Here is a 12584-nt window from a genome sequence, read left to right on the forward strand (position 1 = left end):
ATATCATATTAACGCGGTGAATTAATAAAGAATAAAGATAAAATAAAAGCTGTCGAAGGTTTTTCGACAGCCTGAGGCCCATTTTGGGCCTTTTTCTCACTTTACAGTGCTTTCGTATATTTTCAAATTAGCATAAACCGCTTCTAATACCGGAACCGGTATTTGCTCCTTATAGGCAGCCTCCAGCAGATAACCATGCAAATGGTCAGCTTCTACCTGCATCCCTTTTTCCATATCTCTCTGCATGGACGATTTCATCGTGTAATCAAGGGAGTTGATTTGATTTTTCTGTAGTTCAATAATATCTTTAGGAAAAGATGCGCCAAGATGCCCCATGACCGAAACAATTTCTGCTAATAAGGCTGAAATCGCTGCTCGTCCACTTGCCTGCTCTCGGATCGGACCGATTGGAGACCTCATTAAGGTCGTGATACCTGACATTACCGCAATAAATAAGTACTTATTCCAAAGATCTTTTTTAATATTATCGCTTAACCGATAGCCAATATTCGCCCCTTTGAAGGCCGCTTCAATCTTTAAAGCTCTCTCCGACCTAACACCAGAAAGTTCCCCAAAGACTAAATCATGCTTAGGGCTTGTCTGTATGACCTTCCCATCCTGGTTTAAGGTCGTTTCGATAAAGCATAGACCGCCGATAATCTTATCTTCCCCAAATTCTGCTTGCAATTGTTCGAGGTGTGAAATTCCATTTAACAGGGGTAAAACAGCGGTATGGGGTCCGGCATACTCCCGTATACTATCAATGGCACCATCCAGATGGTAAGCTTTTGTTGATAGAAGGATCACATCAAACGGCTGTGCATCGTCTCCTTTTACGATGGTTTTAGGAACCAGAGCCATGTTCCCGTGGACGCTGTCAATCACAAGTCCTGTTTTCTCTAATTGTTTCTTTCTTCCTTCTCTGACTAAAAAGGTAACATCCGCCCCGTTCTCCTGCAAACGTCCGCCAAAATATCCTCCTACTGCACCAGCGCCAACCACTAAAATCCTCATTCATTTCCCCCCTAAGTTTCAATTATCTTCTATATTTTAGTATACCGCATCCTGTATAGCAGCAGAAGATGGAAGCAGGAAAATAAGGATCCTTTTTCATTTTTCATCCTTCCTTCAAAAATAGTGTTCAAGCCAGGTAGCAGCCAGTCACAGCATTCATTCTCTATTTCCCTATTTTTCTACTGCAGCCGAACTAAACAGATTCAGCTTGGCGATTCGATTAACCGCTTCCTGAAGTCTGTCTTCATCCACAAGGAGCCCGACTCTTACATATCCCTCGCCATGCCTGCCAAAACCATTCCCTGCCGCAACGGCTACATCTGCTTTTTCCAGCAAATAATCAGCAAAAGATTCACTAGTAAAACCGTTTGGTATCGGAAGCCAAGCAAAAAAGGATCCAGTTGGGCTCTCCACGTTCCAGCCGATTTCCCGGCAAGCTTTTATAAAGGCATTCCGGCGGGATTCATAGCGGGATACCAATTCCGTGACACAGCTTTGATCCCCAGTCATGGCTGCGATCGCCGCCTCCTGGATGGCAGGAAAGAGACTGCAGTATAGATGATCCTGAATGAGATTAACCGCCTCGATCATGTCAGGATTCCCAACGGCAAAGCCCACACGCCAGCCAGCCATATTGTAGGTTTTCGACAGCGTATACATTTCGACCCCAATTCCTTTGGCCCCTTCTGCCTCAAGAAAACTGACTGGCTTTTTGCCATCAAATCCGATCGCTCCATAGGCGAAATCGTGCACAATGGCAATCTGATGTTTTTTTGCAAATTGGACCGTTTTTTCAAAAAACTCCCGATTAGCCGCAGCGCCTGTCGGATTGTTTGGATAGTTTAAATACATTAATTTAGCGGACTGCAAGTGCTTTGACGGAATGGCCTCGTAATCTGGCAAATAATGATTTTCTGCTTTAAGTGGAAAAGTCTCATATTGGACATTTGCTAACGCTGTACCTGATAGGTAATCTGGATAGCCGGGATCCGGCAGCAGCATCCGCTCCCCTTCATTTAGCAGGCACATCGGCAATTCAACAAGGCCTGTTTTTGTCCCAAACAGAATGGCTACTTCTGTCATTGGATCAATTTCAACCCCATATTGCCGATAATAAAATTCGGCAGCTGCTGCTTTTAATTCTGGCATTCCTCGAAACAGTGAATATTTATGGTTTTGCGGGTTTTCCGCCGCCTGCTGCAAGGCTTTGACTATATGGCTGGGAGTAGGCTGATCGGGATTTCCCTGCCCTAAATTAATGATGTCCCGCCCTTCCTCGATCGCTTGATTTACTTTATTGACTAATGATGCAAAAAATTGTTTTGGCAATCTTTTTATCCGTTCTGAATATTCCATATTATCCACCTTTTGTGAATTTTATTGATTTAATAGTACAAATTCTATAATCTTTAATTAAAAAAGTCTAGAGGTGGAACGGAATGAAAATAGCATGCGTACAAATGAATATTGTTTACGCAGAGCCGGAGGTTAATTTTGCAGCGGTTGAAGAATATACACAAAAAGCAGCAAAAGCGGGTGCGGATGTTGTGGTTTTTCCAGAAATGTGGAATACCGGTTATGCGTTAGCCCAGCTAAGCAAGCTTGCAGATGTGGATGGAGAAGAAACCAAAAAACGATTGTCACATTTGGCTAAATCGTTCAACGTGAATATTGTAGGCGGCTCTGTTTCGACTAAAAAAGCCGATGGGTATTACAATACGATGTATGTGGCAGACCGTTCTGGCAGGATTGCGGCCGAATATGATAAAGCCCATTTATTTAAACTGATGGACGAACATTTATTTCTCGAGGCAGGCCAGCATAAGAATCTATTTGAATTAGATACTATTAAATGCGGCGGAATCATTTGTTATGATTTGCGGTTTCCGGAATGGTTCCGCACCCATATTCTGAGCGGAGCCAAGATCATGTTTATTCCAGCTGAGTGGCCTCAGGCACGGGTGGATCATTGGCGGCTGCTGCTGCAGGCACGTGCAATAGAAAATCAATGTTATGTTGTCGCAGTAAATCGGGTCGGCAGTGACCCAAATAATCTTTTTAATGGCCATTCGATGGTGATTGCCCCTTGGGGAGATCTGTTGTTAAGCAGCCAATCTGAAGCAGGAATTTACTATGCTGACTTAGACTTGAATGAGGTAGAACGAGTTCGCAGCACGATTCCGATCTTTCAAGACAGGCGGACTGACCTATATGAATGACTTTGACGAAGTGGTCTGAGGCGGAGGGTCAAATCGGGAATAAAAATATGAACCTGTTTTCGTACTATCTCCCTATTTACCTTGTGTACTTTTTTTCCAATTCTCACGCTTTTGGTGATTAAAAAAAAATCGGCGGCTTATTGGACCCGCCGATGATCCATCTATTTATGGTTTCGAAATTCTTGCCCTAAGTTTGGTAAAATCTGTATTTTGATAATAACTATTTTTCACCAAAATATTAGGTCCCAAGCAGGCAACTGATGGGCAATGGCAGCTTAGTTCTTTGGCCGTCTTTGAGCTGTTCCATCGTTCATAAGCATCCTCAAGCTTGGTCGTTTGAATATTTCCCAGGGTTGGAATATCCCCAAAATCTGTCACGATGATTTCCCCTGTAAATATATTCACATTTAACCTTGAGCGGCCATCTGGATCATTCCGTACCGTGACATTTTTGCTCTTATATAATCTCTCCAACAGCTTTAAGTCGTCAGGGTTACCGCTGCAAGCATAAAATGGCAGTGTTCCGAACAACATCCATACACTTTCCTCACGAATATCCAGCAGATGATGGATGGCCCCTCTAATTTCTTCTATTGAAAGTGGTTCAAGATTACTAGCGAAATCGCTGGGATACATCGGATGCACTTCATGACGGCTGCAGCGCATTTCCTCGACTATTTGCCGGTGAATTTTTTCCAAATGCGGCAAAGTCCGTTTGTTCAGCATGGTTTCAGCCGATACCATAACTCCGGCTTCCGTCAGGCTCCGGCTATTCTCTATCATTCTTTCAAAATAACTTGCCCGTTGAGAGTAACTTGGCTTTCTGTCCATTCGGGCAAAGCCTCCCTCAACAAAATCATCCATGGTTCCCCAATTGTGGGAAATATGTAAGACATCTAAATAGGGAATGATGGATTCATATCGATCCAATTCGAGAGTTAAATTTGAATTTATCTGGGTACGCACACCTCGCTCATGGGCATACTTCAATAGAGGAACCACATAGTTTTTCACCGATAATTTTGACAGCATCGGCTCTCCGCCAGTGATACTTAAAGCCCGAAGATTGGGGATTTCATCCAGCCGCCTTAGAAGCAAATCCAGTGGAAGTCCATTAGGATCTTTTGGCTGAAGTGTATATCCCACTGCACAGTGTTCGCAGCGCATGTTACACAGAGTGGTAGTCGTAAATTCGATATTGCTAAGCTGCATTTTTCCGTATTCTTCTATATCCATATAGGCTTCCCAAGGATCAAATGAGGGGGTGATTTTTTTCTTTGTCAACATAATTGAACTCCTTAGTCTTTTTTCACACGTTTGCTATTATAGCATTTATCTCTTTTAAACTATAATAAAACCTATGCTTAAAGAACCATTTATAATACGCGAATCTTCTAAAAGACCGCATTTCCATACATAAACAGACTGCTTTTGATAAAAATAAAAGGGAGTAAATGGAGGTTTAAACAAATGGAGATGCAGCCGCTAAGTGAGGTCGAAAAACTGGCGTTAAAAAAGGTGAAAATCTTTAGGCAGAGCCTGTTAAGATACATTTTACGAGCGATGCTGGCCAGTATGTTTATTGGTTTTGGAGTGATTGTAGCTTTTAAGACAGGAAATTACTATTATTCTGTTCACTCTCCTTCCGCTTACCCGATGGCAGCCATCACCTTTGGGGCAGCCATTATCTTAATTGCCTATGGCGGGGGCGACCTATTTACCGGAAACACTTTTTATTACACCTATGCCGCATTTCGAAAAAAAATGGCGTGGAGTGAAGTGGTAAAACTTTGGGCCAGCAGTTATATTGGGAATATTTTAGGTGCCGCTGTGTTTGCCTTTATCATTTTTGCCACTGGCTTGTTTCGGGAATCTGCGGTCAATGCATTCCTTCTGTCAGTAGTGGAGCATAAGCTGGAAGCCCCAGTGATCGAGCTGTTTTTTCGAGCGATTTTGTGTAATTGGCTCGTATGTTTAGCGTTCTTCCTCCCATTGGCACTTAAAGGGGACGGGCCGAAGATGTTTTCTATGATGCTGTTCGTTTTTTGTTTTTTTATTTCCGGCTATGAACACAGCATTGCCAATATGTGCACATTCTCCATCGCTTTGGTGCTTGACCATCCGCATACCATTTCATGGGGTGGAATCATCCGAAATTTAATACCGGTTACCATCGGAAATTTACTGGGTGGAAGTCTGCTAATGGCCTTTATGTATTACTTCGTGAACAAACCATTTTTGGAGGAATACAGCAAAGAATAATTCTGCTTGATGCACTTTTTCGACAAATTTCCGGGGAAATAGGTCATATAGAGTGATAAAAAGGCTGCCATAACAGCTCAAATGGCAGCCTTTTTATCTAATGGGCATCCCAAATCGTCCGAAAAGCATATCTCCAAGCAAATGCAGTGACGCCCAACAGCACAAGGAAATATAGCAAAACCCCAAAAGGAACAAAAGTAACAGCATAATGAATGCCGATAAAGACGGCTATCAGCAGAAATGCTGCGATCATCTTCACTCCGCCGCTTGCATTGGCATCCGCAAAAGACTCGGAGAACGGCAGTCTCCCTTTAAGAAAATTCGAGCAAATAGCCGTAAATAATACGGATGCTACGAATGCTGCAACTAAATCAGGAAAGATTTTAATGCCAAACATGATCAAAAATATAATGCTTAACACTAAATACACTGGCAAAAAAAGATTAACGATAAATACCTTCAAGGCCGCACTATATAGTGGTGCGAGACTTTTTACTGGTGCTGTTTGGTAAATCCATGCTCCTTTATATTTTCCAGAATATCGGAGCATCGCAACAGCATTGGGTATCATCATGCCAGCAGTATAAATGCTTAAATACCATTTTGTGGTGATTAAATGGGCATACGAATTTATTTGAATGTCATTTAGCATAAACACAAATGGAAAAATGATCGCCATTCCCAAGGAAGGGTATACCTTTAATCGAAATTCTCTTTCATTACGCATCATTTGATCCGCAAAGCGAAAGAAGAACCTTTCCTCTTTGCTTCGGCAAATTGCACCTGCCATCCACTGTTTCCATATTCTTTCCTTTCTCCTGCTTTCTCCCCCGGTACTGTTCAATTTTTGCAGATTGCGTTCAAACGCAGGCGTGACCCGAATATAGATAAAAATCGAAACCAGTGGAATGATAACCGCTAACGCTGTAAAAGCCAGGAGATATACATTTTTTTCACCGCCCATAAGCAGTTGAAAAGGTGCGGCAAACCAGAACGGCGGCAGTAAAAACTGCCACCATTCCGCTTGGTAGGATATTTCCATTGCCGTAAAACTAAAAGCTCGGACAAGGACTTGATAGCCTGCCACAATCATGATGGACAAGACAATTTGTACATAATTGATGACATCCTTTAACTTCTCTCCGTCAAAAAAGCGCAAAATTACATAATAAATCATAGCAGTGAGGACAACGATAAACAAATCCATCAGGATCAAGCAGAGAAGTGACAACAGCAAAAACAGCAATCCATGACGTACGGTCCCAGCGCCAATAGGAACTAGGGCTACAGCCGCTGTCAAAAAGAATAAATAAATAGAAATATGCACCATTTTTGCAGCGCTGATTGTCTTTTTCCCGACTGGTTTGGTCAAAAGGATCCCCTTATCTTTGACATCAAGGAGAACATTGGAGAAGTCAGATATCATGGAGGTCATCACGATAAACATGACAATCCCAAAAAAGAGGCTCATCTGAAACAGAAGATTGCCCTCGAACAGAACGATTGGCACCAGCATAACACTTAATATCACATACATCATTAATGACTTCATAAAGCCGTTTTCTTCGGGCTTCTCTTTTTTTCTTCCTTGCTGATTGAAAATTGTAGGTGTCCTGCGCCCATCCATCGTCAGTTTGACTTCGACAATTCTTCTCATAATCGGGTATTCAACACCTGCTCTTTCGAACAGTCCTCTAAATAGGTCAATTACTTTTAATGAACGAAAGTCCTTCACAGCCAGCTACACCTCCTGAACAATCGAAACAAATTGTTCAGCAATTTTCTGTGACTCATTAAAACCTGTTATCTGGTTAAAAATTTGCTCCAGAGATCCTTCCTTATTTCTCTCCTTCAATTCGGTAAAGCTTCCATCCGCAGCAATTTTTCCTTCATGGAGCAAAATGATTCGGCTGCTTATTTTTTCCACGACATCCATAATATGCGATGAGTAAAAGATCGTTTTTCCTTCAGAGGCAAGCTTGGCAAGAATATCTTTAAACACCATCACACTATTGGCGTCTAATCCACTAAGCGGTTCATCCAAAAATAAAAGGTCTGGATTATGCAGAAGACTGGAGATAATTAATACTTTTTGCCGCATCCCTTTGGAGAAGGAAGCGATTCTGGAGTGATACGCCTCCTCCAGCCCAAAAATACCCATTAATTGTTTGGCTTTCAGGTCGGTTTTACGAAATTCCATTCCATATAGTTCTCCGACAAAGGTCAAATATTCTTTGGCCGTAAGATTATCATAAAGTTCTGCTATTTCCGGGACATAACCGATTCTGCCTTTATATTCGATGTTTTCTTCACTGATTTCCTCACCAAATACCTCCACGCTGCCGCTGTAGTCCCCCTCTAATCCGAGCAGGATTTTGATGGTGGTACTTTTCCCGGCACCATTTGGACCGATATAACCAATTATTTGTCCACGGCGGACGTCTAGATTAATTCCTTGAAGCACCGTTTTCGTCCCATAACTTTTTTTCAAATCTTTCAAGGATAGAACAATTTCGTCATGAGTTTCGATAATAGTCACCTTATTTCATGATATGATAAATTAATAGTAACATATATTTCCTTTGTTTCTAACAAAAGTTAAAATTCTAAAATCCTAAAAAAATCCCTCCAAGCTGCGGAGGGATTTTCTTATTCAATCATAGTGTTTATTTGAGCCTTACTAAGGTAATAAACATAAAGCTTGACCATAAAATAACTGACTTCTTCAGGGAGCAAATCCTTTATCGGTTTTAATCGTTGACGCCCCGCCTCGGCTACTGCCTTTTCTAAAAGCGGAATATATTCGTCAGGAATCAGCCTGGTATAGTCCACATCCAGTTTTTGCTGTGCACATTGGAGCAGATGGCCTTCGACCGTACTGATTGCAAGCCCGCGTTTTTCAGCAATTTCCTGAATCGACAAATGGTCCTTATGGAGTTTAAATGTTTCTAAATGTGAGTCCCCTGCTGCAGATTTGGCAGGCTTTTTCACTTGCTTGGGAGATGTCTCGAATTCACTTTGATAGTCAGGATTGGTTTCGTGAAAAGCACGGATGGCTTGCAGGAACTCCAATCCATATTTCTGGAGTTTAAGTTCCCCTACCCCGCTGACCGTTAAGAATTCCTCGTTCGTGGCTGGCTGTTTGGCACACATATCTTTTAACGCAGCATCAGAGAAAATCACAAATGGCGGAACATTTTCGGCATCAGCAATTCGTTTGCGCACCTCTCTTAATGCCTCAAATAATGGATCGTTTTTGGAAACTTGTTTAACCTGTGCTGTTTCCCGGCGAAATACTTGTTGTTTTCCAAGCAGAATGTCTTTTCCAGCAGGCGATACATAAAGGGTTGGAAATTGCCCCTGTTCAATGCCCAGCAATTCCTGGGAAACGAGGAATTCAATAAAATCACTAACCTCTTTTGCCCCTTTATTTTCCATGATTCCGTAGGTCGATAGTTTATCGAAACCAAGTTCCGTGACTTTTTTGTTTTTTGAACCGGTCAATACCTGTGCGGTCAGGTTTTTTCCAAACCGCTGCCCCATCCGAATCACACAGGATAGCACCATTTGCGTATCCTTTGTCACATCTATGCTCGCTCGTGCATCGGTACAGTTCCCGCACCTGCCACAAGGCTGCGTGTCTGATTCTCCAAAGTAGTTAAGGATAAATTCTTGCAGGCAGCTTTCTGTATGGCAATAATCTGTCATTTGCTGCAGCTTTTCGAGTTCCTGGGTGATTCGGCTTCTGTCACTGGATTGATCGATTAGGAAGCGCTGAATCTGAACATCCTGGGGAGAATAGAGCAAGATACATTCACTGTCCAGCCCGTCACGTCCTGCACGTCCCGCCTCCTGATAATAGCTTTCCATGTTTTTGGGAAGCTGATAATGGACCACATAGCGAATATTAGATTTGTCAATCCCCATCCCGAAGGCAGAGGTTGCTACCATGACGGAGGCTTCATCTGTTAAAAACCGTTCCTGCTCCTGGCTGCGCTCTTGATCCCCCATACCGGCATGGTACTTGGCTGCGTTAATTTTTTCCTTCCGCAGCCTCTCATACAGCTGATCAACATTTTTTCTGGTAGCCGCATAGATGATGCCTGCCTCTTTTTCGTTTTGTTTTATATATTGGATCAGATATTTTAGCCGGTCCTGCCCTTTAATCACAGAGAAGGACAAATTTTCTCGTTCGAAACCGGTGATGATCGTATTTTCCTCATTTATATCAAGCTGTTGGCAAATATCCTCCCGCACTCTTGGTGTTGCAGTCGCAGTCAGCGCCATAACACTCGGCTTTCCCGGCAGACGGTCAATCATGTATTGAATTTGGCGATAACTTGGACGGAAATCATGTCCCCACTGGGAGATACAATGCGCTTCATCGACAGCAATTAACGGAATTTCCATGTCACAAAGGTCTGCGATAAAGTCCGGTGACTCCAGCCGTTCCGGCGCTATGTATAACAACTTGTAGGCGCCGCGTTTAGCCTCCTGTATCCTTTCATTTGCCTCATGAAAACTGAGAGAACTGTTGATGAATGCGGCTGGAATGCCAACCTGAAGGAGGGAGTCAACCTGGTCTTTCATCAATGAAATTAAGGGAGAAATGACGATGGCGGTTCCCTGCAGGATCATAGCAGGAATCTGATAACAAATGGATTTTCCGCCGCCAGTAGGCATAACACAAATCGTATTGTTACCGGATAATATCGATTGAATGGCCTGCTCTTGGCCTTTCCTGAAGGAGTCGTACCCAAAGTGGGAGTGCAATAAGGGGAGTGCCTGATTCAACAAAATAGTTCCTCCGTTCTTTAAACCTACAAATTTGTTCTTTTCTATTATACTGCCTTCCAGGTATTTTTTAAAAACCATTTATCATTTCTTCATAATGGTTTCCCTATCGTACTGAATAGAACTCACTCCACCCCCATACACTAGCATTAGAATGGATTCGTATGGTATGTTAAAAGATATTGAGGATAGGAGATTAGTTGAATGATCGAAGCTGTCATTTTTGACTTTGATGGAACAATCATTGATACGGAAACAATTTGGTATCAGGCTTATAAGGATGTGTTACGCAAGCAATACGGGATCGAGCTTCCCCTCGAGGTATTTGCAAAAGTTATTGGCACGACGGATGAGGTATTATTTAAATTTATCGAAGATCAGGCTTCCACTACAATCAATAAACAGGAAATTGAATCATTAGTCCACGAATGTTTCCTGGAAAAGAAAAGTGAGCTGGAATTACGCCCAGGGGTAAGAGAGAGACTGCAGGAAGCAAAGGACTTGGACCTAAAGCTGGGCATTGCCTCTAGTTCTTCACGAGCCTGGGTGGAGGGGTATCTAAACCAATTTGACCTTTGGAGTTATTTTTCAGTGGTAAAAACAAAGGAGGATGTTGTCCGGGTAAAACCCGATCCCTCTCTTTATAGGAAAGCCTTACAAAGTCTGCAAGTCGAACCGGAACGGGCATTGGCCATCGAAGATTCGGTAAATGGCTCCATAGCGGCAATTGAAGCCGGGATGAAATGCTGGGTGGTCCCTAATCCAGTTACGTCCTTTTTACGTTTTCATGAAAAAGTGACACGATTTGATTCTTTTTTAGATTTTGACTTTCAGATGTTTCATTAATATGACGAAAAAATCGACTGCCTCTTGTCACGGCAGTCGATTTTCCTTTTAAATTAAGATATTTTTCAGGACTTCCTGTTTATGCTGGTCCTTTCTAGGCGGCGGTGCCGCATCCTCTACTGGAATGTCACTGTGCATTTTAACTTGATAGTCTCCCCAGGAGGAAACAAAAATGAGATTTTTTTCCTTAAAGTATGGATTCTCTTGAAGCTCGCCAATCTCCAGTACGGGTGCCAGACAACAGTCTACTCTTTGTGAGAATTCAATCCATTCATAAAAGGTCTTCTGTCTAAAAATGGCAGTTACTTCTTGATAAATTAGATTCGTTTCTTTTGTAGGCGAGAACTGGGCACTGACCCACTCCTCCCGGCCATGAGCTAAGCAAAAATTCCTCCAAAACTTCGGCTCTAATGCTCCGATGCTCATAAATCTTCCATCCCTGGTTTCATAGAGCGCATAACAGATAATGCTTCCGTTTAGGACAGGAATCCCGCTTTCTGTCCCCAGCTGCTGCTCGGTGAGAACATGATTCCCCAACAGTGATACCAGCTGATCTGTAATGGAAATAGAATGATAGCTTCCATTGCCTGTTAAATATTTTGAAACCAGCCCGGCGAGGATTCGTTCATTGGCGGCATATCCCCCTAAGAAATCGGCAAGTGTTATGGCGGGATGGATTGGTCTGCCTTGCTGGTTCTTAAATTGGGCAAGCACCCCGCTTAATGCCATATAATTCAAGTCATGCCCGCCAAGATGGCTTAATATCCCTGATTGCCCATAGCCGGTTATGGAACAATAGACAATATCCTGTTTCACCTGCTGGACCGTTTCGTAATCAAGCCCTAGCTTTTTCATGATTCCGGGCCTAAAGCTCTCGATAACTACGTCTGCCTGGGAAATCAGCTTTAAGGCAGTTTCTACACCCTCTGTTTCCTTCAGGTTCAGTGTGATGCTTTTTTTCTGCCGATTGTTGGCTTGAAAAACAAGACCTGTTCCTTGGCTGGCAACGCCTGTATGGCGTGCCGGGTCTCCATCCGGAGGTTCCACCTTAATGATTTCTGCTCCCAGGTCAGCCAGCCTGAGCGTTGCAAATGGTCCTGGTAGATAATTAGTAAAATCTATGACTCTTATCCCTTTTAACATACATTGGTTCCTTTCATATGATCGGAGTTGTTTAGCTAACGAATCATGCCTGAATATTGTCTGATAACGCTCGGCAGCTGGCAGATACCACGTTCTTTCTATCGGATAACTCTATCCAACTGCCGTATGATCTCCTCCCACTGTCACATAGCGCTCTCCAACTGTCGTATAAACCTCTTCTTCTGTCGCATGCCATTTCAACTGTCGCATAACCTTCTCTTACTGGCGAATGATCTTCCCCAACTATCGTATAGCACCTTCCAACTGTCGTATAAACCGCCGCTTCTGTCGCATACTATTTCAACT

The 12584-nt window shown here is 42.8% G+C and carries 10 protein-coding genes; 3 read left to right on the top strand and 7 right to left on the bottom strand.

Going from position 1 to position 12584, the window contains the following annotated elements:
- Window positions 1-96 precede the first annotated feature (96 nt).
- Together NFS43_RS23850 and NFS43_RS23855 are read right to left on the bottom strand one after the other, a co-directional pair.
- Entirely contained in the window at window positions 97-1014 is a 918-nt protein-coding gene (locus tag NFS43_RS23850) for a ketopantoate reductase family protein (RefSeq protein WP_251555457.1), read from the bottom strand.
- A gap of 171 nt (window positions 1015-1185) precedes the next feature.
- Window positions 1186-2370 (bottom strand): pyridoxal phosphate-dependent aminotransferase, encoded by a 1185-nt coding sequence (locus NFS43_RS23855; protein ID WP_251555458.1) that lies wholly within the window; start codon window positions 2368-2370, stop codon window positions 1186-1188.
- A gap of 83 nt (window positions 2371-2453) precedes the next feature.
- Here NFS43_RS23855 and NFS43_RS23860 point away from each other — a divergent pair, with 83 nt between their 5' ends.
- Window positions 2454-3233 (top strand): carbon-nitrogen family hydrolase, encoded by a 780-nt coding sequence (locus tag NFS43_RS23860; protein WP_251555459.1) that lies wholly within the window; start codon window positions 2454-2456, stop codon window positions 3231-3233.
- Window positions 3234-3398: 165 nt separating this feature from the next.
- On the opposite strand, the gene yfkAB is transcribed toward NFS43_RS23860, so the two are convergent.
- The gene (gene yfkAB, locus NFS43_RS23865) at window positions 3399-4520 is read right to left on the bottom strand and encodes a radical SAM/CxCxxxxC motif protein YfkAB (protein ID WP_251555462.1); all 1122 of its coding nucleotides are present in this window, start codon (window positions 4518-4520) and stop codon (window positions 3399-3401) included.
- Window positions 4521-4703: 183 nt separating this feature from the next.
- On the opposite strand from yfkAB, the gene NFS43_RS23870 reads away from it, so the two are divergent.
- Entirely contained in the window at window positions 4704-5495 is a 792-nt protein-coding gene (locus NFS43_RS23870; RefSeq protein WP_251555463.1) for a formate/nitrite transporter family protein, read from the top strand.
- A gap of 97 nt (window positions 5496-5592) precedes the next feature.
- Here the strand turns inward: NFS43_RS23870 and NFS43_RS23875 are convergent, their stop codons facing one another.
- The 3 genes from NFS43_RS23875 to recQ all read right to left on the bottom strand — a co-directional run bounded on the left by NFS43_RS23875 (window position 5593) and on the right by recQ (window position 10292).
- Window positions 5593-7230 (bottom strand): hypothetical protein, encoded by a 1638-nt coding sequence (locus tag NFS43_RS23875; protein ID WP_251555464.1) that lies wholly within the window; start codon window positions 7228-7230, stop codon window positions 5593-5595.
- 6 nt (window positions 7231-7236) lie between these two features.
- Entirely contained in the window at window positions 7237-7995 is a 759-nt protein-coding gene (locus tag NFS43_RS23880; protein WP_420910358.1) for an ABC transporter ATP-binding protein, read from the bottom strand.
- Window positions 7996-8144: 149 nt separating this feature from the next.
- Window positions 8145-10292, bottom strand: a complete 2148-nt coding sequence (gene recQ, locus NFS43_RS23885) for a DNA helicase RecQ (protein ID WP_251555466.1) — start codon at window positions 10290-10292, stop codon at window positions 8145-8147.
- A gap of 201 nt (window positions 10293-10493) precedes the next feature.
- On the opposite strand from recQ, the gene NFS43_RS23890 reads away from it, so the two are divergent.
- Window positions 10494-11135: an HAD family hydrolase gene (locus tag NFS43_RS23890; protein WP_251555467.1), complete on the top strand. Its 642-nt coding sequence runs from the start codon at window positions 10494-10496 to the stop codon at window positions 11133-11135.
- A 48-nt stretch (window positions 11136-11183) separates the two neighbouring features.
- Here NFS43_RS23890 and NFS43_RS23895 read toward each other — a convergent pair whose 3' ends face one another.
- Entirely contained in the window at window positions 11184-12278 is a 1095-nt protein-coding gene (locus NFS43_RS23895; protein WP_251555468.1) for a CaiB/BaiF CoA transferase family protein, read from the bottom strand.
- Window positions 12279-12584: the final 306 nt, after the last annotated feature.

Origin of the sequence: Neobacillus muris, from assembly GCF_943193175.1 — a bacterium.
Lineage (GTDB): Bacteria > Bacillota > Bacilli > Bacillales > Cytobacillaceae > Neobacillus > Neobacillus muris.